Annotated in this window: 20 protein-coding genes and 2 riboswitches; of the genes, 6 read left to right on the top strand and 14 right to left on the bottom strand. The window is 41.4% G+C overall.

The features are described from left to right. Positions 1–154 precede the first annotated feature (154 nt). Positions 155–304: a Fur-regulated basic protein FbpB gene (gene fbpB, locus MHI35_RS02360; RefSeq protein ID WP_144457005.1), complete on the top strand. Its 150-nt coding sequence runs from the start codon at positions 155–157 to the stop codon at positions 302–304. Positions 305–403: 99 nt separating this feature from the next. On the opposite strand, the gene MHI35_RS02355 is transcribed toward fbpB, so the two are convergent. From MHI35_RS02355 to MHI35_RS02320, 8 genes are all read right to left on the bottom strand, one after another. Further along, positions 404–739: a hypothetical protein gene (locus MHI35_RS02355; RefSeq protein WP_003214381.1), complete on the bottom strand. Its 336-nt coding sequence runs from the start codon at positions 737–739 to the stop codon at positions 404–406. Between the two features lie 117 nt (positions 740–856). Beyond that, positions 857–1,624, bottom strand: a complete 768-nt coding sequence (locus MHI35_RS02350) for an ABC transporter permease (RefSeq protein ID WP_335349756.1) — start codon at positions 1,622–1,624, stop codon at positions 857–859. After that, positions 1,602–2,528 carry an ABC transporter ATP-binding protein gene (locus MHI35_RS02345; RefSeq protein WP_335349757.1) on the bottom strand — a complete coding sequence of 309 codons (927 nt, stop codon included), beginning with the start codon at positions 2,526–2,528 and terminating at the stop codon, positions 1,602–1,604. The genes MHI35_RS02350 and MHI35_RS02345 overlap by 23 nt, the downstream gene beginning before the upstream one ends. Positions 2,529–2,655: 127 nt before the next feature. Continuing rightward, the gene (locus MHI35_RS02340; protein WP_144522247.1) at positions 2,656–3,897 is read right to left on the bottom strand and encodes a dicarboxylate/amino acid:cation symporter; all 1,242 of its coding nucleotides are present in this window, start codon (positions 3,895–3,897) and stop codon (positions 2,656–2,658) included. Between the two features lie 78 nt (positions 3,898–3,975). Further along, positions 3,976–4,109: riboswitch (cyclic di-AMP (ydaO/yuaA leader) on the bottom strand. A gap of 63 nt (positions 4,110–4,172) precedes the next feature. Next, the gene (locus tag MHI35_RS02335) at positions 4,173–5,195 is read right to left on the bottom strand and encodes an AI-2E family transporter (protein ID WP_144522246.1); all 1,023 of its coding nucleotides are present in this window, start codon (positions 5,193–5,195) and stop codon (positions 4,173–4,175) included. Between the two features lie 209 nt (positions 5,196–5,404). Continuing rightward, complete coding sequence (dctP, locus tag MHI35_RS02330; protein ID WP_088004456.1) at positions 5,405–6,673, bottom strand: C4-dicarboxylate transporter DctP; 1,269 nt, start codon at positions 6,671–6,673, stop codon at positions 5,405–5,407. Between the two features lie 124 nt (positions 6,674–6,797). Further along, on the bottom strand, positions 6,798–7,481 hold the full coding sequence (locus tag MHI35_RS02325) for a response regulator (protein WP_211063306.1): 684 nt from the start codon (positions 7,479–7,481) through the stop codon (positions 6,798–6,800). Next, positions 7,478–9,097: an ATP-binding protein gene (locus MHI35_RS02320; protein WP_417892591.1), complete on the bottom strand. Its 1,620-nt coding sequence runs from the start codon at positions 9,095–9,097 to the stop codon at positions 7,478–7,480. Before MHI35_RS02320 ends, MHI35_RS02325 begins: the two co-directional genes overlap by 4 nt. Before the next feature lie 69 nt (positions 9,098–9,166). Here MHI35_RS02320 and MHI35_RS02315 point away from each other — a divergent pair, with 69 nt between their 5' ends. Further along, complete coding sequence (locus MHI35_RS02315) at positions 9,167–10,264, top strand: TRAP transporter substrate-binding protein (protein ID WP_335349758.1); 1,098 nt, start codon at positions 9,167–9,169, stop codon at positions 10,262–10,264. A gap of 202 nt (positions 10,265–10,466) precedes the next feature. Here MHI35_RS02315 and MHI35_RS02310 read toward each other — a convergent pair whose 3' ends face one another. Beyond that, on the bottom strand, positions 10,467–11,297 hold the full coding sequence (locus tag MHI35_RS02310) for an EcsC family protein (RefSeq protein ID WP_335348840.1): 831 nt from the start codon (positions 11,295–11,297) through the stop codon (positions 10,467–10,469). 155 nt (positions 11,298–11,452) lie between these two features. On the opposite strand from MHI35_RS02310, the gene MHI35_RS02305 reads away from it, so the two are divergent. From MHI35_RS02305 to MHI35_RS02290, 4 genes are all read left to right on the top strand, one after another. Continuing rightward, complete coding sequence (locus MHI35_RS02305) at positions 11,453–11,713, top strand: GlsB/YeaQ/YmgE family stress response membrane protein (protein ID WP_003214275.1); 261 nt, start codon at positions 11,453–11,455, stop codon at positions 11,711–11,713. Between the two features lie 222 nt (positions 11,714–11,935). After that, on the top strand, positions 11,936–13,213 hold the full coding sequence (locus MHI35_RS02300) for an Nramp family divalent metal transporter (RefSeq protein WP_003214137.1): 1,278 nt from the start codon (positions 11,936–11,938) through the stop codon (positions 13,211–13,213). Positions 13,214–13,283: 70 nt separating this feature from the next. Continuing rightward, a complete protein-coding gene (locus MHI35_RS02295; protein WP_144522242.1) occupies positions 13,284–13,853 on the top strand; it encodes a GNAT family N-acetyltransferase in 570 nt (189 codons plus the stop codon). A gap of 98 nt (positions 13,854–13,951) precedes the next feature. Then, positions 13,952–14,215, top strand: a complete 264-nt coding sequence (locus tag MHI35_RS02290) for a hypothetical protein (protein ID WP_012008971.1) — start codon at positions 13,952–13,954, stop codon at positions 14,213–14,215. 40 nt (positions 14,216–14,255) lie between these two features. Here MHI35_RS02290 and MHI35_RS02285 read toward each other — a convergent pair whose 3' ends face one another. The 5 genes from MHI35_RS02285 to MHI35_RS02265 all read right to left on the bottom strand — a co-directional run bounded on the left by MHI35_RS02285 (position 14,256) and on the right by MHI35_RS02265 (position 20,638). Next, complete coding sequence (locus MHI35_RS02285; RefSeq protein ID WP_144470255.1) at positions 14,256–14,480, bottom strand: hypothetical protein; 225 nt, start codon at positions 14,478–14,480, stop codon at positions 14,256–14,258. Positions 14,481–14,747: 267 nt separating this feature from the next. Continuing rightward, positions 14,748–15,227, bottom strand: a complete 480-nt coding sequence (locus MHI35_RS02280) for a DUF2247 family protein (protein ID WP_119124425.1) — start codon at positions 15,225–15,227, stop codon at positions 14,748–14,750. 4 nt (positions 15,228–15,231) lie between these two features. After that, positions 15,232–16,824: a ribonuclease YeeF family protein gene (locus MHI35_RS02275; RefSeq protein ID WP_335348875.1), complete on the bottom strand. Its 1,593-nt coding sequence runs from the start codon at positions 16,822–16,824 to the stop codon at positions 15,232–15,234. Positions 16,825–17,019: 195 nt separating this feature from the next. Then, positions 17,020–18,741, bottom strand: a complete 1,722-nt coding sequence (locus tag MHI35_RS02270) for a pyruvate oxidase (RefSeq protein WP_335348841.1) — start codon at positions 18,739–18,741, stop codon at positions 17,020–17,022. Positions 18,742–18,811: 70 nt separating this feature from the next. Then, positions 18,812–20,638: an APC family permease gene (locus MHI35_RS02265; protein WP_144503866.1), complete on the bottom strand. Its 1,827-nt coding sequence runs from the start codon at positions 20,636–20,638 to the stop codon at positions 18,812–18,814. A gap of 112 nt (positions 20,639–20,750) precedes the next feature. After that, positions 20,751–20,896, bottom strand: a riboswitch (cyclic di-AMP (ydaO/yuaA leader). Between the last annotated feature and the right edge of the window lie 9 nt (positions 20,897–20,905).

Here is a 20,905-nt window from a genome sequence, read left to right as displayed (position 1 = left end):
TCTTCAAATTTGTCGATTACGTGAATTTTCTGAATATAATCTTTACTTCCAGCATTGCACTTTGTATAATGGAGATGCTAATTGAAAATGATTATCAATTTCATCTGTGTGGAATCCTATAGACGTCTATTCTTATAAAGGAGCGATGAGTCACATGTCTAAGAAGAAAATCAAAACGTATCAGCAATTGATTGAAGAGAACAAGAAAGCCATCATGGGCGATCCTAAAATGATGGAAAGTATATACGAAACCATCGACAAAAAGCATCAGAAACAGCTTGCAGCTGCTGGACGTGAATCATAAATAAAAGGGGGAGCAGTCAAAGCTGGCTGCTTCTCTTTTTTGTCTTTTCCAATAAAAAAAGCCGATAAAATCTATACTTTGATTTTATCGGCTTTTGTTTTAATGTGATTTCGCTACACGGTCCTGCTTCATTCCTAAATAAATGAGCATATATGTGAGATAACCCATTGTCATTGTTAAACCACCGAAGAAGAACTGAGAAAAGACAGGCTCCTCAAATGTTGTGACAGCAGCAAGAATGATCCAGCTCGCATATAAATAAACCATGAACCATTTCATGTTTCTTTTAAGTGTATACAGAAAGAAAAGACCCGCTAACGAAAAGATCCCCAGCGCTAGTCTGAAATAAATAAGATGATCAAACTGGAAGGCAAAAGACACGAACGAAAACGACAGCAACAACAAAATGGGTAAAGCCGTAATGAAATTTTTCACGATAGTGCCACCTCCAAGAGTCCCTCTTATTATAAGACAAAATCAGCCGGTTATCGTGAAATGCAGACTCGTTTTCACAAAGATGTCACGAATTTTCCTTGTTATTTGACACAATTTTTACACATTTACATCGCGCTTCCAAAAAAGAACCCAAGCCGTTCCAACAAAGAAAACAAAATGCGCCCCTACTATAAATAGAGAAAACAAAGGGCTCATGCCATGGAAGGGCGGCGGTCCTTGAAAGCTGTACTGAGTAAAGTCCGTATTAGCAAAAAGTAGGATTTTCCCCCACTGATTTTCTAAAAGAGACATAATAGGCACAAGTGATTTAGCCGCATATAAAACAAAAAACGAGGTCACAAGCGCAACAAGGCTGTTCCTAAACAAGCTGGAACACATAAAAGCGAAGCTTGCCATCATCAACACTTCCACCCACTGAGATCCGATCACAGCAAACGTATGCTGAAATAAGCGTCCCGTACTTTCATCAAAAGCAGTACCAAAGAAAATAAGGCCAAATAGGAAAGCAAGTACATAATAAAAAACAAACAAATAGATGACCGTCATCACAAGTGTGATGTATTTTGACAAGAAAATTTGCAGCCTAGTTTTGGGCCGTATCAATAAAAACTTGATCGTTCTTTTTTGAAATTCTGTTGAGATCAAGGTCGCGCCAATGACAACTGCAAGCACCTGTAAAATAAATACGACGTTTGTGGAATAAGCAAAATAGTTGGCGACAGTGTCTTGTCCACCAAAACTAGAAATGACTCTTTTCAATGCTAGGGCCATCGCCAATTGAAACACAACGATCAGTCCAAGTGCGATGAACGTAATCTTTTTCTTCATCATTTTTTTATGCTCATTCTTGATGAGTTGAAGCATCTGCCGTCCCGCCTTCCGTCCATTTCATAAACGCCTCTTCAATTGATGGCTTTTGAGGTGTCATTTCAAGCACATCAAATCCAGCCAGTACAAGCTGTTTGTTCAGCTTAGGCACTTGCTCTTTGTTCAATTGAAGTAAAACATGCGAACCTTTTCGTTCATATGTATAGTCATGTGTCTCGAGCCACGCAGCCGCCTTTTCCACTGGCTGAATATTCATGAGCATCTGTTCTTTCCCCTCAATGTCACGAATCATGGCACTGGCTTTGATCTGTCCTTTTTGAATGATGATCATGCGGTCGCATAGCTCTTCAACCTCATGCAATAAATGTGTGGCGAATAATACGGACGTTCCTTCTTCTCGTACTAACGATTGCAAGTGCTCCCTGAATTCCTTCATACCTGCAGGATCAAGTCCATTTGTCGGTTCGTCTAAAATAAGCAAATTCGGCTGATGTAATATGGCTTGTGCAATCCCAAGTCTTTGTTTCATACCAAGTGAATATGTCTTTACCTTCTGATGAATGGCGTGCTCAAGACGAACTCTTTTTACCACTTCCTGCATTCGTTCCTCTGTCACTCCATCATGCATATCCGCATACAGTTCAAGGTTTTCAAAGCCTGTTAAATAAGAATAAAATTCGGGATTTTCTATGATTGCACCAACAGATGACATCGCATGTCGAAAATCCTCATCCTGTGAATACCCATTGATCATGATTTGGCCGTTGTTTTTTTTCATCAAGCCAACGATCAAACGAATCAAGGTTGTTTTTCCAGAGCCATTTGGCCCTAGTAAGCCGACGATTTCTCCCTTTCCTATTTCTATCGATATATCTTGTAAGATCATTTTCCGGCCAATTCGTTTATCGACTTTCTCTACTTTTAAAACAGCAGACTCCAACGTAGTTCCTCCTTCTGATGTAAAACCTTTGGCCTCAAATAAGGCCGCTCATTCTGTTAAAAGTATATCACGCAAGACAAGGGACTCCATGAAAAAAAGGGCTGATTGAGTCAGCCCTTCTTTTACATTACATGGATAGATTCGGTGATGCTGCGTCTTTCTCGTGCTTTTTCTCCGTTTCTGTCACTATCACTGCACATGCGGCGTCACCTGTAATATTGACAACGGTTCTTGCCATATCTAATAAGCGGTCTATGCCTAGGATGAGCGCAATGCCTTCAACCGGCAGATTCACAGAGTTCAGTACCATAGCGAGCATGATGAGCCCAACTCCTGGCACGCCTGCTGTACCGATACTTGCTAAAACAGCCGTTAAGACAACCGTCAGCATTTGGACAAGCGTCAGTTCAACCCCATACACTTGCGCGATAAAAATAGTCGCGACCCCTTGCATAATCGCTGTGCCATCCATATTAATGGTTGCCCCAAGCGGCTGTACAAAGCTTGAAATCGGCTCTGGCACCTTCAAACGTTTTTGGGCTGTTTCCATCGAGACTGGAAGGACTGCGTTACTGCTTGACGTACTAAATGCGACAACCATTGCTGGAGAAAATCCTTTGAAAAATGCCATCGGATTTCGTTTCGCTAAAATGGCGACAGTTGACCCATAAGTCAGGAAGAAATGCAGCACGAGCGCCACTAACACGACCGAGAAATAGAGACCCATCGCTTTCATCGCATCAAATCCCTGGCTGCCAATGGCAGTTGCGATCAAACCGAATGTTCCGTACGGTGCGAACTTCATCACGATGCCGACGAGGTACATCATTAATTCATTTCCTTGTTCAAACAGCTTCAGCAAACCTTCTGTCTTCTTCCCGAGCATGGCAATGCCAAGGCCTAAAAATACACAAAAGACGATGATTTGGAGCATGTCTCCTTCAACTAAAGATTGGACTGGATTGGTTGGAATGATGTTAAGTAGTGTTTCTGCCATTGATGGGGCTTCTTCTGCGGAATAATCAGCCGCTTTCGTATCAAAATCACCGAATGCTCCCGGCTTGATTAATAAGGCTAATGAAATGCCAATGATAATGGCAAAAGTAGTAGTCAGTAGAAAATAAGTAATGGTTTTTGCGCCGATTCTGCCAAGCTTTTTCGGATCACCTAGACCTGCTACACCTAGTGTAATGGAAAAGAATACGATCGGCACCACTAACATTTTAATCAGGTTTAAGAAGATTTGACCTAGAGGCGTAAATAGATAAGGGTCTAACACTTTGAATACATTTGGAGCAAAAATGTTAAGCAATAGTCCTGTGATTGCACCTACAAACAAGGCAATGATAATTTTCGTCGCTAGCTTCAATAAAATCTCCCCTTCCTCATCAAAAAAGACCAACGAGAGAGTTTTCTCGTGGGTCTTTGTTTCCATACACGTACCACTGTTTACTCTCTTCACGCCGATGAGGTTAGCTGACGGGTTAGGACGAAGAGATGTCCTTTTTTCTCAACAGAGAAAAATTCACCCCAAAAACTTGGGTCCCCCATTCCTTTAGAAGGATTAAGCGTGTGGTAATATGATATTTTCATACTATTTATACCTTATTTTCGGAAAATTGTAAACAGGTTCATATGAACTTTTTAATTACTTTCTTCCTTATTCGTGACCTCCAAAATATCTAAAATAAACACAAAGATCGGGATACCAATAATCAGTCCCCAAATGCCGATGTAGTGTTCAGAGAAGATCAGCACAATAAATGTGAAGAAAATAGGGAGTTCTGTTTTTGCTGACATGAGCTTCGGGTTTAAGAAGTAGGCTTCAATCGCATGAATGATAACGATCACAAGCACGATATACAGGACATACATCCCGCCCCCAAGCGTATACGCAATGATGCTGAGTGGAATAAGTGAGATAACCACACCTGCGACTGGGATTAAGCCTAGCAAAAAGACCATGACCGCTAATCCAAATAATTGCGGGAATCCCATAATGCCTAGCGCAATGGTTGTTAAGACACAGTTAACAGTTGCAATAATAAACTGTGCTTCGAGTACCTTTCCAAACGTTCTGGAGAATTTACGTCCAAAGAAGGCGATTTCGTTATAGAACACAGAGATTTTACTCGTTTTGAACTTGTTCATGAATTGAATGAGGCGTTCCTTTTCGAACAGGAAGAACATGCTTAATATTAAGGACATAATGACCTGGATACTGAACGTACTGAAATCAGTTAAGTATGTATAGAGGAAATTAAACCCTTTCTCAAAGTAAGCTGATATTTTAAAATCTCCGAATACGTTCGTGATGACATCAATGAAGGGTAAATCTTGTGGATGATCTGCAATTTTCTTTCCTAAATGAAATAGCTGCTCCACCTGCTTGGCGATGATTGGCACAAACACGAATCCGCCAAACGTCAATCCACCAGCCAAAAGAATATACAAAAGGGTAATAACCGATTTCTGCCCTATTTTCAGGAAGCGACTTAAAAAGCCTCTAATGACCTCTTCTAACCGATTCATCAAAAAGGTGAATATGAAGGTCAAGAGAATTAAATTCATCATTCCTCTTAATAGATATAAGGCTGTCGCTAATACTACAAATACAGAAAACCTCTTAACACCGGGTTTTTCGAACAATTTTAAAAATGCCGTCATTACGTTACACACCTGCCAGGACTAAAGTCTATTTTTATCGGATCTGATATACATTATATCGGATCTTTCTGTAAATTATATAATAAAAGGTCAGTGAGGTCTTACGATTCGCCCTAAATTTATCAAGCTTTAATGTTTTTTCTTTTTTACACAAGAAAAAACCGAACCCCATGTAGAACATAAGGTATCGGTTTTTGGTTGTTTTTATACTATACAGCTTGCTTCATATTGCGCATTTCTTGAAGGGCTGTTTTGCTCTTCGCTTCGTCAAATTCACCTTCACTTTTCGCCACAACAATTGTCGCGATGCCATTTCCAATGAGGTTTGTGATGGCTCTTCCTTCGCTCATGAATCGATCGACTCCAAGCAGAAGTGCAAGCCCCTCTAGCGGAATGACCTGTAGTGCAGCGAGTGTAGAAGCCAGTACGATAAATCCGCTTCCTGTCACCCCAGCCGCTCCCTTTGATGTGAGCATCAGAACAAGGATAATAGTGATCTGTTGACCGATAGACAAGTCTACACCAAACACTTGCGCTAAGAAGACCACAGCCATCGATAAGTAGATCGAGGTTCCATCTAAGTTAAAGGAATACCCTGTTGGAATGACAAGGCCCACAACAGACTTAGAGCACCCGTAGCGTTCCATTTTATCCATCATTCTTGGCAACACGGATTCTGATGAGCTTGTGCCAAGAACAATTAAAATTTCATCCTTGATAAATCGTAGGTAACCAAGCAGACTGAAGCCATACATTTTACAAATGATGTTCAGCACAACGAAAATGAACAGGAACATCGTCAAATAAACGGAGAGCATCAGACTTGCGAGCGGTTTAATCGACGCCAAACCAAAGTGTCCGATCGTATACGCCATTGCCCCAAATGCACCGAGCGGCGCTGCACGCATGATATATCCAATGATTTTAAAGAAAACAAGTGACAGCTTATCAAGCCACTCAATGATTCCTTTCCCCTTCTCTCCAAGTGCAGCAAGCGCAACACCGAATAAAATAGAGAAGAATAAGACCTGTAAAATATCACCCTTTGCAAAAGCATCTACCATATTAGATGGTACGATATGTGTAACAAATTCCATCCAGTCTATACCCTGACCCCCATTTTGGGTATACTGTGATACATCTCCTTTTTCAAGCTTGCTATAGTCCAAACCTGCACCTGGCTTCATGATATTTACGACAAAAAGTCCGATGACCAAGGCAAGCGTCGTGACGACTTCAAAATAAATAAATGCTTTTCCCCCAACTTTTCCAACCTTTTTCATATCCCCCATTTTGGCAATACCAAGAACAATGGTTAAGAAAATGATTGGTGCAATGACCATTTTAACGGCATTGATAAAGGTGTCACCAAGCGGCTTCATTTCTTTTCCGACGTTTGGCCAAACCATTCCGACAATGATCCCGATAATGACAGCTGCAACCACCTGAAATGTCAGGTTCTTCAAAAGCCTCTTCATAAAAAATCAACTCCCTCACCCTTTGATGTAAACGCTTAACTGTTATCTGTAGCTAAATGATAGCGATTTCAACAAAGGCTGTGAAGCTTATGGACATATCGTACATTTTGGTCTTTTTGGTCTCTTAGTCAGAATGTACGATATATTTATTCACAGGCCGCCCAACTCCGCCGTATTGCATATCTAATTTCAGCTCGCCTTCTTTCACTAAGAAGTCTAAATACCGGCGTGCCGTGACACGGGCAATGCCAAGTGCATTGGCCACTTCTTCTGCAGACTGCGATCCTTCCTGCAAGCTCATATAGGCTTTAATTTCATTCATCGTATGCACATTCAGCCCCTTAGGGAGCCAAGTATCCTCCTGCTTAACAGCAGGCTTTCGTATGATATCATCCAACATCTCCTGAGAAAATTCTGCTGCTGTGCGAATTTTGGACTTAAACGCTTTATAGGTTTCAAGTGATTCTTTCATACGTTCAAACTTAAATGGCTTGATGATATAATCTCGTGCACCATTTTGAAGCATGGTGCCAATCGTCTCTTTGTCCTTTGCCGCAGAAATCACGATCACATCCACCTGTATCTTTTGCTTTCTAATGTCTTGAAGCGTCTTCACGCCATCTTTTTTTGGCATATATACATCGAGGACAACAAGGTCTGGACGAATTTCTTTGAGGAGCTGGATGCCCTGCTCCCCATTACCTGCGATTGCCACCACTTGAAAGCCAGGAACACTCTTAATGAACTCCTTATTCACTTCTTGCACCATCGGATCATCTTCAATTAATAGCACCTTTATCTGAGTCATCTGTCTCTCTCCTCTATGATCATTGGGAATTCGATTGAGAAGGTGGTACCAATGCCGATGCTTGATGTGACTTCTACATTTCCCATCCCTTTGTCGATAATCGTTTTTACAATATACAGACCATAGCCTGTTCCGCCTTCTTTGCCATGTGTGAAACCTTTATCGAAAATATAAGGAATCATTTCCTCTTCAATCCCGGAGCCATTGTCTTCAATTAAAATCGCGAGGACAGCCTCGGTTTGATCAATACTAATAGAAATGCATTTTGTGTCTCTTTCTACAGTATCATAAGAAGCAAAGGCATTCTCGATCAGGTTGCCAAGCAGCTTCGTCATATCATGTTGATCTAGTCGCTCAGGGAAATCACGTAGACAGCTATGTTCGTCTACTTCGACCTTTATGCCTAACTCCTTGCCCCTTCTGATTTTGCTCATCAATAAACCCGCAACGGCATCATGCTGAATGACGCGGTGAAGAAAGTCCAGCACATGTTCTTGCTCTTCCGTCGTTTGAAAGGCTAGATCTAGTGCCTGATCGGGTTTACCAAGCTGAATTAGCCCAGCAATCGTATGAAGCTTGTTCATATGCTCATGATTTTGTACCCGCAGACCATCAACAAAGTTCTTAACCCCAGTTAACTCCTCTGCCAATTTTGCCGCTTCTGTCCGGTCCTGAAAAATAGCGACCGCTCCGATAATTTTCTTTTTCATGACAATCGGAATTCGGCTGCTCATGATCCGCTTTCCGCTCATATGAATTTCTTCATTATAGACGGGCTCCGCGCGATCAATGATCTCTGGAAGCCTTGTGTCAGACAGCACAGCCCAAATATTCTTGCCTACGACATCCCCTGTCACGCCAAATATTTGCTTCGCCTTTTCATTAAAAATGGTGATCATATGCTGATTATCAATGGCGATAACCCCTTCATTAATAGAGTGAAAGGTTGCGGTGCGCTCCTCTAGCATTCTGACAATCTCATGCGGCTCCAGCTTAAACATTTGCTGTTTAATATGACGAGCAAGTAAAAATGAACCGACAAGCCCAAAGCTGAGCGTGAGCAAAAGAATCATGAGGATATCCCGCTTCATTTCTCCTAATATATCGATCATACTTGGCAGTGTTCTCCCAACAAGGACAACCCCTGTTTGATTAAATTGATCATCCTTCACTGGATAAAAGGCTCTGATGGCAGTCCCAAGCTCTCCCTCTGCTTCTGAGAAATAAATGTGCTCGGCAAAAGCAGGCTCTTCATCTGTCCCTTCCGAGCGCTGCCCAATCCTCGCTTTTACTGGATGCGTTAATCTCACATGATCCATATCCATGACGACAATGTAGTCAGCATCTTGAATAATCCGAATCTCTTCAATGGCATGCTGTAATCGGTCACGTTCTTTTGTTTGATCAGCTAATGCCTGCTTTACCTCATTCATCTCAGCCACTGTTCTCGCTGTGTTCATGAGCCTTTTTCGAAGCTCCCGTTCCTCTGTTTGCTGGATTCCCCCAACAAGGACAATTCCTCCGATTAAAAGGGCGAAAATGACAACGAAATATGTGAGGATGGTGAGCTTCCATCTAATAGATAATTGTTGTAATTTCAATCGATTTCTCATCATTTTTTTCCACCTGTATCTTTACGAATTCTTCCTCGGTCAAGTATGCTTGACATAAGGGGGATCGGACGCATGAAGAATTTACTCGCCTATACACTATTGCTCTTGATTGGTTTTGTAACCGCTTTATACTTTGGTTTTTATCATATGATGCCAAAAGCAGCGACGACCTTTGACGATGAACAGACAGGACTGAAGGATCAGCTTGTGTTCAAATTTAGCCATGTCGTGGCAGATAATACACCAAAAGGACTTGCCGCAAAGAAATTTGCTGAGCTTGTGCACGAAAAATCTGATGGCAAGATCACCATTCAAATTTTCTCCAACGGAAGTCTTTATTCTGATATAGAAGAAATTAATGCACTCAAAGAGAATCAAGTTCAATTTATCGCACCGTCTACCTCGAAGCTCGGCATGCTATCCCCTGAGTGGCTGGCACTTGACCTTCCCTTTGCTTTTTCTAATTACGATGCAGTTCAAGAAGGCTTGCACGGTGCAATTGGACAAAGATTATTTGGCACCCTGCAAAAAGACGGTCTAAAGGGAATGGCGTATTGGACAAATGGCTTTAAGCAAATCACCTCTAATAAAGGACCAATCAAACAGCCTAGTGATTTAAAAAACCAGTCTCTCCGCATTATGCAAAGCGACATGATTGAAAAGCAATTCAAACTTCTTGGCGCAAAGCCCTATCAGGAATCGTTTAATTCGACGTTTCAGCTATTAGAAACAAAAAAGGTAGATGGTGAAGAAAATACCATTTCAAATATTTATTCAAAAAAATTCTATCATATACAAGACTATATGACGATCAGTAATCACGGGTATTTAGGCTATGTGGTCTTAACAGATCAATCCTTCTTTGATCGCCAGACACCTGAAACGAAACGAATTTTACTTGAAGCGATGGAAGAAACAACCGCTTGGAATGAGAAACATGCAGAACAGATGAACAAAGATCAACTGGAGGACATTAAACGGGAATCGCCAATTGCCATTCATGAATTGACGCCAGCAGAAAGACAAAAATGGGTAAAAGCCCTCGATCCTTTGTATGAGGAAGCCGAAAAAACCATTGGTTCTCCCCTAATCAAACAGATTCGTGAGCTGCGTGCGCGTTATGAACATTCTCCGATCCAAGCTTTTCAAGAAGAGGATAAGACCAAATAAAAAATCCCTTTGAGTAAGGGATTTCAGATTGTTGACAAAGGGCTAAAATGATCTTTATTTTAGCCCTTTGTCTTCTATTCAGCGTGACATGAAAACCTTTGAAGTCTAGGAAGGGCGAGTACTGGCGCGGAGCGAATTTGACATTCGTGAGCACCAGCACGCAGGACTGACAACGAATGCAAGGGTTTGTCTACACGCCGCGTTATGCACCGGATTCACTCTGTTCTTGCTGCGTGAGCTCTGCTAATCTTGAGACAATTCTTCGTTTTCGATATTGCATCATGCCTGTTTCGGCAATATTTTTTAGTTGTGAGCGGTTGGAGACTGCGCCAAATAAAATCCCTGCTACGGGAACAAGCTGAAATAGTTTCTTCCAGCCAAATGAATCTCGGTAATTATAGACTACCTCACGCCATCCTTGGATTTGCGAGAACATGTTTTCGTGTTTCTCTTCGAAAGCATGATAACTTCTGAGCTCCTTTAATATCGATTTCTTCCCAACCACATCAGCAGAGGTCAGTTGTAAGCATTTTATGATGAAGACCCGCTCTTCTTTGTTTTTAGGATCATAGCCATAGGTGACGGCAATATCCTGTAATGTTTTAAGGGAGAGGCCAAGTACCGCAGGAATATCTGCAGCCAGTGTAAACATACCACCGACACCCGTTGTCGCCCCTTGTACCGTGGCGAGATTCGTCCTATTTTTCCCCATATGTTCACTAATGGCATCCATGATTTCAATTGGCGCTTTTTCTATATCTTCTATACGCTGAATGGAATCATCGGCACATTTCTTTTGAAATTGATGGATGATGCCTTTTTCTGATGTCAAATAGGTACCGCCTGATTGAATGTAATGCCCCATTTCATCTAGCAGCACACCGATTTTTTTCTGGATAAAGGCAGGCGTCAGCTTGTCCAGCATTTGAAATGGCAAACGGCTGAGTTTCTCCCAAAACCATACCTTTTGCTGATCTTTCTCCCACTTTTCAATCTGCTTTAATTGTGCTTTTAGCCACTCTCTTTCCTCCATGTAATTGCCTCCTTAGATGCCGCTCAAGTATTTGTCTGTTATTATACACAATCCTTTCCCATCATACGTATAGAACATTGAAGCGGTTTCGAAAGGTTTGAAACTTTTTCAAAACGGTTATTGCTTAATACAAACAAAAAAGAGGAGTGATCAACATGTTAGGATTTCTAATTTCATTAGTTGTGGCGATTGTCATCGGCCTTATTGGTAGTGCACTCGCTGGAGGTAGTGTACCAGGAGGATGGATCGGTTCAATGATTGCAGGACTTGCAGGTGCTTGGATTGGTCACGGATTGCTTGGAACGTGGGGTCCTAGTTTGGCCGGCTTTGCGATCATTCCAGCCATCTTAGGCGCAGCGATCTTTGTCATCATCTTAAGCCTGATCTTCCGTAGTGTGGGATCAAGGGTTTCATAAAAAAACAAATAGCAGAGGAAGCAGTAGGGACACCGTCTAAAAGGCGGTGTTTTTTATGTGTTGGATTGACAAGGTATCTATTTTTTTCACTTACATAAGATAAACAAACCTATTAGTTCAGATAGTTGACTTTTCATGAAGATGGGCATATGATGATTAAAAATTGCATCAAGGAAACATTTTGTGCCCAAGCAAAACTTTGTAGAATCTAGGTGATGACATATGACAAACAAATACATCGAGGCACAGGCACACATGTCAGAGGCAGCTGAGCGTGCACTTGAAGGGAAAGTCAAAGGATTTAGAAGACTCCTTCCTTTTCTCGGCCCTGCTTTTATCGCAGCTATTGCATATATTGATCCAGGAAATTTCGCCACCAACATTGCGGCTGGCTCCAAATATGGATACCTCCTTTTATGGGTCATTCTCATATCAAATCTCATGGCTTTGCTCATTCAGTCCTTATCCGCAAAGCTTGGAATCGCGACAGGTAAAAACTTACCTGAAATCGCACGTGAAGAGTTTCCAAAACCTGTTTCAATCGGTTTATGGATACAAGGAGAGCTCGTCATTATTGCCACGGATTTAGCTGAGTTTATCGGGGCGGCACTTGGTTTATACTTGCTCTTTCGAATCCCGCTGCTCGAAGCATCTATTATCGCGGCTATCGGATCATTTGCGATATTGGAGCTGCAAAGACGAGGATATCGAGCTTTAGAAGCAGGTATTACAGGTATGCTGTTCGTTGTCGTGATCGCTTTCGCTGTGCAAACCTTTGTCGCTAAACCCGATATCGCAAGTGTCGCTGGCGGACTGTTCATTCCAAAATTTGATGGCGCAGACAGCGTGCTGCTTGCCGCTGGAATTTTAGGTGCCACTGTGATGCCTCACGCAATCTACTTACATTCAGCTTTAACTCAAAGAAGAGTCGTTGGTAGAACGGAGAAGGAGAAAAAGCAAATTTTCCGTTTTGAGTTTTTAGATATTCTCATTGCCATGATCGTCGCCGGAGCCATCAATGCCAGCATGTTGATTGTGGCTGCCGCTTTATTTTATAAAAATGGCCTTTTTGTTGAAGATTTAGATGTTGCGTTTCAGCATTTTGGTACACTCGCAGGGCCTGTATCAGCCATCTTATTTGGTGTAGGTCTGCTTGTAGCCGGACTATCCAGCTCTTCTGTCGGTACATTGTCAGGCGATATCATTATGCAGGGGTTTATTCAATACCGAATTCCGCTGTATGTTCGCCGGCTGATTACCATCATTCCTCCTATTGCGATTATTGCATCTGGAGTGAATCCGACCTCCGCACTTGTGATGAGTCAGGTCGTCTTATCGTTTGGGATTGCTTTTGCTTTAATTCCGCTCATTTTATTTACAAGTAAAAAACGAATTATGGGTGAATTAACGAATGCCCGCTGGGTGACAGGAATATCTTGGGTGATAGCAGCTCTTGTTGTAGCACTTAATCTTTTCTTAATTGTAGATACGTTTATGTAAAAGACAGTGTTGAGCTGTCTTTTTCTTTCCAATTGGTTATGGTAGAATTCCCCTGAGAGGATGTGGGTACATGTTTGTTTATCAGGATCAAGAGATATCCATGCGGCTGCTTGAGCCAAGAGACGCAAGAAGTCTGTATTTGCTCATCCAGCGGTCGAGAGAGCATTTACGTGAATGGATGCTTTGGGTGGATTCAACGCAGACAGAGGAAGACAGTATGATGTTTATCCAAGGTGCGATGCAGCAGGCGACGCAGAACAACGGGTTTCAAGCGGGCATCTGGTCACATGGAGAACTTGTAGGCATCATCGGCACCCATCAAATTCATTGGATCAATAAAACCGTTTCAATCGGCTATTGGCTCGGAGAAGGCTATCAAGGAAAAGGCATCATGACAAAAGCATGCCAAGCGGTCATTCGCTATTTATTTGAAGAGTGCGGACTGCATCGTATTGAGATTAGGGCTGCTGTCGATAACCAGAAAAGCAGACGCATCCCAGAGCGGTTATCCTTTTCTCTTGAGGGAGTGTTGAGACAATGTGAATGGTTGGGCAATCGCTTTACTGATCATTGTGTGTACGCCCTTTTACAGCCTGAATATATGAAACAAAAAACGAATGCGATGAATCAGCCCACTTAATTGTGTCGATTGCATGAATTATTTTACAAAGTGAAGCTTTGTAGTATCCGTTGTGATCCGCATCTGATAAAATAGAAGGAAAAATCGAGGTATGATGTATGTCTCTTATTATTTTATTTTACTTATGGATTGTCCCTTTAGTATTTGGTATTTTCTTCTCATTCCTAACAAAGAAAGCCACCTACAAACGCCGCTTTGTCCCGTCCTATAGCATGATAGGGCTCAGCATCGTTTTTCTCATTCTGGCACTCGTCTTTTCAGCCAGCCATTTTCTATTTATTTGCGGTATGTTCCTATTTGCCACCACCCTTGTTGGCACAGGCATCCCCTTATTCTTAGCCTTTGGAAAAACACCATCCTAAACAAAAACCACCTTTTCGCAATGGAAAGGTGGTTTCATTTTTATTGAGGCGGCATTCGATATGTCATTGTGGCATTTGGATGTTCTTCAATCGTCTTCATCATGTCTTGAAGGATCTCGGCTGCGCGTTCATTTGAGTCATACTTGCCGAGTAGCTTTGCCCAAGCAGTACTCCCCAAGATCATCCCTTCAATTTTTTTGCCGCTTACTGAGACTTCTTGTACATGAATGATAGTTTGTTGATTTTGTGTGAGGATCAGTAGCATGGGTTTTTCTCCTTTTTTTGGTGGTTGGATTAGTTTAACATATGATTTCCAATTATGCTTGGGGTGATTTTGTTTGCTTTTTATTAGAAAGTTCGCCCATATTTTCAAATTTCCCGAACATGATACTTATTTTATGGTCACTTAATGCTTTCTTCTCCATTGCTTTTAAAAAAACAAATTCACTTTATTCTTTTATCATATCAATCTTTACATGCTTTGAAAGAGAACGATGGACAATTAGTCCATCGTTCCATTTACGTTCTCTAGTTATTTAAAAATTAATTCCTTTTCTGTCTCTAAAAACTCTTCTACAAGTTCTTTAATTGTATTTTTTGAATCATGAGGGTAATAAAATGCGTCTGAAACTTTTCTAAAGAAGTCATACATATTTTCCGGTGTATTAAAGATTGAAAAAATATTTTCAATTTCTTCAAAGATATCTTCATCACTTGAGTGACTATACGTCTCTTTCACAGTGCTATATAGCCACTTATGATATTCTCTTTTCATGTCTTCCGAAGAACTGTCAGAGGTTATGCTTTCAAGTATATTATCTACTTTCACTTCTTCTTGTTCCCAAGCTAATTCAAGGATTAATTCATTATTAGCATTAGGATTATTTTCTAAGTATTTAACAGCATAGTTTGTTACTTCTAAAGCAGATATTAAATTAAACTGCCTACCAATAAACAGCGTAGACCAGTTACAATCAAAACCATTTTTTGTGATTATTTCTGTTTTATACAATTTTCTATCTCTCCCATTGATTTATTTTTCCTGTCACTTTGCCACCAGGTATAAAAGTTCTATGGGTTACTGTATTCGTTGTTGGATCTACCACCCATTCAAACACGCCATTCTTTATTTCTTTCGACTGTACCATTTCAGGGGCATTGTTCTTTACTTTTACATATTTCGTTTCGTACTTAACCACTGAGCCCTCTATTTGATACAACGAATCCATATGGCCTTTTCTATTTGGTAAATCAAATCTCTTAGAATGAACTGCATAGTTGTCAATTATATCATTAAAGCTATGATAAAAATCATCTTTCAATGCACTACCTGCTCGTGGATTTTCTAAAACTGGATGCTTAAGTTCTCTGGTCTTCTTAACCCCCATCTTCCCATGAAACCCATTCGCCCCAAACGGTAAAAGCATTCCCAGCGCCGCATTCATACTCGCTTCCTGTTGTTCTTTCGAGATCTTATTTCCAAACATGTCTCTACCTGTAATTGCTTCGCTGAAGCCGTTTGTAGCAGTGAGGCCGTATAAGCCTTTTTGCGATGTTTTTAAGGCGTCAAAGGATTTTTGCGATGTCTTGTAGATGTCGACTGCTCTGACTGCGGCTGAGGAGGCTTGGGTCGTTTTATAGACGGCTTTTCCGCCTTTGAAAATGCGTCCTGCCCAGCCGACGATTGGGATATAGCCTGCGGCTGCCATGCCGCCTGCGGCGACGCGCTGTCCTGCGGTAAGTTCTTCGCCTGTGATCGGGTCAACGCCTGTTGCGGCGCGTTTTGCATCGTTCACACCAGTCAGTTCATTCACAATATTCCCGCCATAATCGAGTGCTTTTTCATACCAAGGACGGTTGGCAAGTGCTTCTTGTTCCTTTGTGATCTCGCGGGCTTCCTGTTGTTCTTTTTTAATGTTGAGATATTCAGAAGTTTGCTTTTCAATATCACTTTTTGCCTTGTAGATTTCGCTATTTTGATACGCTTTCTTGTCAAAATTCATTGGCGAAATCGCTTTTCCGTCATTTGTGGCATTCATCATTTCTGCGTACAATGCCATTGTAGCTTGCTGCTCCGTTTCTGACAAAGCATATTCATCTTTTAAATTTTGATCAAGTTCTCTTAGGTCTTTTACTGTCTTTTTTCGCTCGTCTTCCGCATCTGCAATTTTTTCATCAAAGGTTTGGCTATCAAATACTTCTAGTGAAAGGAGGTCGTCGATGTCTTGAAAAATCGTTTTAAGCGCCTTTTTTTGATCCTTTACAATGCTTTTGGCGTTTTTGATGCCCATATGTACTGCGTTATCTAAAAAGTGTTCCTCTATAAAGGTATCACCGCCAAAGTTTGTATCATCCAGTGTTCCAGAGACACCTTCATGAAAGGCTTTTTGCTTATCAATGAAGCTAATAAACATGTCTACATTTCCGGCGAGCTCTTTGTAGAAGCTTTTAATGTTATCGGCACCTTTTCCCGTGAAGTCATCACCGAGGTTTGCCATACCTTGAAGTGTCTTTTTTAAATCGACCATTTGTTCTCGTAATTCCTGGTAGTGTTTTGCCCTAGCGTCCATGGCATTTGTTAGTGCTTTTGCATCAAGTATCTTGCCCAGAAGAATTCACTCCTTCCATTATTGATCATAAAGTCTATTTTACCTTTCTCATTGAATTGGAAAAACAGGCTTTAAGTTACAAAAATAATTTCCAAATATTTTAATAGCCATGACGGCAAGTGACAATTGAAATGATTTTTCCTAATCATCACAAAAAAAGTCAGCCTTCTTTTCAGAAGACCGACTACCTTGTGTTTAGAAAAAGCGTTTGAGGCTTTTCTTGAGTGGAGGAATATCCAGCTCACCTTTTTCAAAGAATTTTTTCAATAAATATTTACTGAATCCTGCTGCTTGGGTGTAAGTGATTTTCCCAGGTAACGGAGGTTCATTGTCTACAGCGACATCGATAATGACTGGTTTATCGGATTGAAGGGCTGTATCAAAGGCTGGAGCTAATTCTTCATGTGATGACACGGAGATTCCTTTGCCGCCACATGCTTCTGCAAACTTGGCGAAATCAATATCCTCCAGCTCTATACCATAATTCATGTTTCCTTTTACCTGTTGTTCATATTCAATCATTCCTAGATTATTGTTGTTTAAAATCACGACAACGATCGGGAGCTTATATTTTACAGCTGTCACAAAGTCTTGCATGACCATTGTGAAGCCTCCATCACCACATACGGCAATGGCTTGTCGGTTCGGCTCATTCAATTTAGCAGAAATCGCACCAGGTAAACCGCAACCCATTGTGGCAAGCCAACTGGAGATAATGAAATCCTGCTGTTTCATTTCAAAATGACGTGCCATCCATACCGTCACATTTCCAACATCAACTGAAAGAATGGCATCGTCCTCAACTGCTTCTTCTAGTCTAGCAATGACTTGCTGTGGTTTAATCGGTGAAGTAGCAACAGATTTTTCTTTATCCATTTCTTCTCGCCACTTCATCATATGCTCTGTACAAGCTTCGAGAAATCCACGCTGCTCTTTATATTCAATGTACGAAGTCAATTCATGCAAACCACTCTTGCTGTCGCTCACAATTCCCACATCTACTGGATATCTTTTACCGATTTGATCTGGTTTAATATCCAGTTGAATGGCTGGCGTGTCCTCTGGTAAGTAGTCTCTATATGGAAAGGAGGTGCCAAGCATAATTAAGAGATCACATTCTTCCATCGCTTCATATGCCGGCTTCGTTCCAATTTGACCTAAGTTACCTAAAAAGTATGGATGCCTATCTGGTACAACCCCTTTTGCAGGGAGTGTGATGACGATAGGAGCAGCTGCCTTTTCTGCAAATGAAAGAAGCTCTTCTTTTGCATGTCTTAATCCTTTACCTGCTAAGATGACTGGCTTCTTCGCATTGTTAATCAGCTGAGCCGCCTTTAGCAGTTGATCTTTCTTCGGTCGTACTTCTCCCTCCACATAAAGAGGAGATGTATAGACGGGTTTGCGCTTTATTTTTTGAGAAAATAAGTCATCTGATACGGTAAGAACTGCTACACCTTTATGGGTATAAGCTGCTTTGATGGCTTGATTCAATAAGTCAGGCAGCGCCTCTGCCGTCTGTACCTGCTGATTAAAGACAGCGACATCGTCAAACATCCGCTCCAATTTGATTTCTTGGAATGCGTCTCTGCCTACTTCGGCCGAAGCAACCTGCCCTGCAATTGCTAAAACTGGTGCACCATCTGCTTTGGCATCATACAGTCCATTTAATAAGTGGACAGCACCCGGCCCAGCAATAGATAAGCAGACACCGAGTTTACCTGTTAGTTTCGCATCAGCTGCCGCTGAGAGTGCTGCCACTTCTTCATGTCTCGTTTGGATAAATTGTATTTGGCTTGATTCATGCCTAAGTTCTTCAATCAATTCGTTTATGCTGTCGCCGGGCATTCCATAAATATGTTTCACGCCCCACTCTTCCAGTAGCGCTGTTACTTCTTTTCCTGCGGTTCTTTGCGGCATGTGAGAAAACTCCTTTTTTCTTACTCCATACCACCGCATCCTTTTGATCAAACGTTTCAACTTGTTTCTGCTACTTTTTAAAATGATAAGGCAAGGTCGCTACCACAATATCCCGCTTCCATAATAGGCGGAATCTTAATAAAAAGGCAGATTGATTATGCAAAATGGTGTGCCATCTTTTTTTCGGGATAAATTGAGGCACAAGCACCATCACTTTATATTGATGCGCATATGCCTTTGCCTCAACAGTTTCAAGAAATTTATCAAGCGGGTGTATGAGGCTTCGATAGGACGAATGAAGCATCACAAGTCGTACGCCGCTATTAAGTTTTTCCCAATCCTCTTCAATTTTCTTATCCTTCTCTTTATCAAAGGATACATGCACTGCTATGACTTGCTCTGACAAAGACTTTGCATATTGAAGAGATTGTTCGACAACACGCGTCACACCCGCTATTGGTACGATGACCACATTTCCTTTCATCTCAACAGGCTCTGTTTCATTCAATAAACGTAATTGTTCTCCCACAGACAGGTAATGCTTTTTAATGGAATGGAAGATCAATAGTACGATCGGCAGGAAAACAAATACTGGCCATACGAGATGGAACTTGGTCAAAATGAGAATCATGAAAACTGTAAAAGAAATCAGTGCTCCGACGATATTGATTGGCATTTTCGTTTTCCAGCCTTGCGGTTTTTCACGAATCCACTTTACACACATGCCGGTCTGCGACAGGGTAAACGGAATGAACACACCAACAGCATATAACGGGATAAGATGTTCTGTTTTTCCATCAAACAACCAGATGAGCAGCATGGAAGCTACGCCTAAAAAGATAATGCCATTAGAGTAACCAAGACGGTCGCCTCTTACAGTAAACATACGCGGCATATACTTATCCTTTGCTAAATTGACAGCCAATAACGGAAAGGCTGAAAAGCCGGTATTTGCCGCTAATATTAGGATGAGCGCTGTGACTGCCTGAATGACGTAATAGAAAAATGTACGACCAAAAGTGTCTGATGCAATTTGTGATACAACCGTTTCTTCTGGCTTTGGCGAGATGCCGAAACCAAACGCAAGCAATGTGACACCCACAAATAAAACAGCTAGTAATCCACCCATCATCAATAATGTTCTTGCTGCATTTTGTGCAGCCGGTTTTTTAAAAGATGGAATCGTATTTGAAATAGCTTCTACTCCAGTCAGAGCAGAACAGCCAGATGAAAAAGCTTTTAATAAAAGAAATAGTGTAATGCCTTGTACGTGCGTGCCTACCGCAGTATGCTCAGGTGCTGGCGGTACGCCTCCTGTTAATAATTTAAAGCCGCCTACTCCAATTAAGATAAGAAGTGAAAATACAAACAAGTAGACAGGATAAGCGAGAATAGATGCCGATTCTGTCAATCCACGAAGGTTGAGCACCATAATCACGATGACCAATACAATTGAGATCAAGACATGATATGGATATAGTGCTGGAAAAGCCGATGTGATGGCATCAGTACCAGCTGATATGCTCACTGCTACAGTCAAAATATAGTCTACAAGCAATGATCCACCAGCGATCAAACCTGGTTTTTCACCTAGGTTCCTGCTAGAGACGACATATGCCCCGCCGCCTTCTGGATAAGCATAAATGATCTGGCGGTAAGATAGAATTAACGCCATTAAAAGAATTAATACACAACCTGCAATCGGGAGTGAGTACCAAAATGCTGCTGCACTAACGACAGAAAGAACAATTAAGATTTGTTCTGTACCATATGCAACTGATGACAATGCGTCTGATGACAATAATGCCAACGCTTTGATTTTTGATAGTTTTTGTTCTCCTGCTGCCTGTGATTTTAATGGTTTACCAATTAAAATACGCTTCATCAAACTGTACATATGATGCCCGCTCCTTTAGTGTCAAACGATTTAAGTTACAAAAGATGGATCGCCAAAAAGACACAGAGGCAATAGAATGCCCCTGTGTCTATTGTTTAGATCACAGGTTGGTCTTTGCTCTCTTTAACGCTTACGAGGTTAGCTGACGGATTCGGGCGCATGAGACTTTGCCCTACCTAAAAAGGATTCACCCCACGTGGTGCTTTACCACCACAATTGGTTCCCCCGCTCATCGAAATGATTCAGCGATTGGTCTTTTATAAAAGA

The organism is Bacillus sp. FSL K6-3459 (genome assembly GCF_038003305.1).
GTDB lineage: Bacteria > Bacillota > Bacilli > Bacillales > Bacillaceae > Bacillus > Bacillus pumilus_O.
This window is presented reverse-complemented; position numbering and strand designations above follow the sequence as displayed.

Coding starts and splice junctions, on each gene's coding strand:
- MHI35_RS02300 (WP_003214137.1), top strand. CDS start 11,936: ATGACAAACAAATACATCGAGGCACAGGCACACATGTCAGAGGCAGCT.
- MHI35_RS02315 (WP_335349758.1), top strand. CDS start 9,167: ATGAAGAATTTACTCGCCTATACACTATTGCTCTTGATTGGTTTTGTA.
- MHI35_RS02295 (WP_144522242.1), top strand. CDS start 13,284: ATGTTTGTTTATCAGGATCAAGAGATATCCATGCGGCTGCTTGAGCCA.
- fbpB (WP_144457005.1), top strand. CDS start 155: ATGTCTAAGAAGAAAATCAAAACGTATCAGCAATTGATTGAAGAGAAC.
- MHI35_RS02270 (WP_335348841.1), bottom strand. CDS start 18,741: ATGCCGCAAAGAACCGCAGGAAAAGAAGTAACAGCGCTACTGGAAGAG.
- MHI35_RS02290 (WP_012008971.1), top strand. CDS start 13,952: ATGTCTCTTATTATTTTATTTTACTTATGGATTGTCCCTTTAGTATTT.
- MHI35_RS02335 (WP_144522246.1), bottom strand. CDS start 5,195: ATGACGGCATTTTTAAAATTGTTCGAAAAACCCGGTGTTAAGAGGTTT.
- dctP (WP_088004456.1), bottom strand. CDS start 6,673: ATGAAGAGGCTTTTGAAGAACCTGACATTTCAGGTGGTTGCAGCTGTC.
- MHI35_RS02265 (WP_144503866.1), bottom strand. CDS start 20,638: ATGTACAGTTTGATGAAGCGTATTTTAATTGGTAAACCATTAAAATCA.
- MHI35_RS02305 (WP_003214275.1), top strand. CDS start 11,453: ATGTTAGGATTTCTAATTTCATTAGTTGTGGCGATTGTCATCGGCCTT.
- MHI35_RS02310 (WP_335348840.1), bottom strand. CDS start 11,297: ATGGAGGAAAGAGAGTGGCTAAAAGCACAATTAAAGCAGATTGAAAAG.
- MHI35_RS02285 (WP_144470255.1), bottom strand. CDS start 14,480: ATGCTACTGATCCTCACACAAAATCAACAAACTATCATTCATGTACAA.
- MHI35_RS02325 (WP_211063306.1), bottom strand. CDS start 7,481: ATGACTCAGATAAAGGTGCTATTAATTGAAGATGATCCGATGGTGCAA.
- MHI35_RS02320 (WP_417892591.1), bottom strand. CDS start 9,097: ATGATGAGAAATCGATTGAAATTACAACAATTATCTATTAGATGGAAG.
- MHI35_RS02350 (WP_335349756.1), bottom strand. CDS start 1,624: ATGCTTCAACTCATCAAGAATGAGCATAAAAAAATGATGAAGAAAAAG.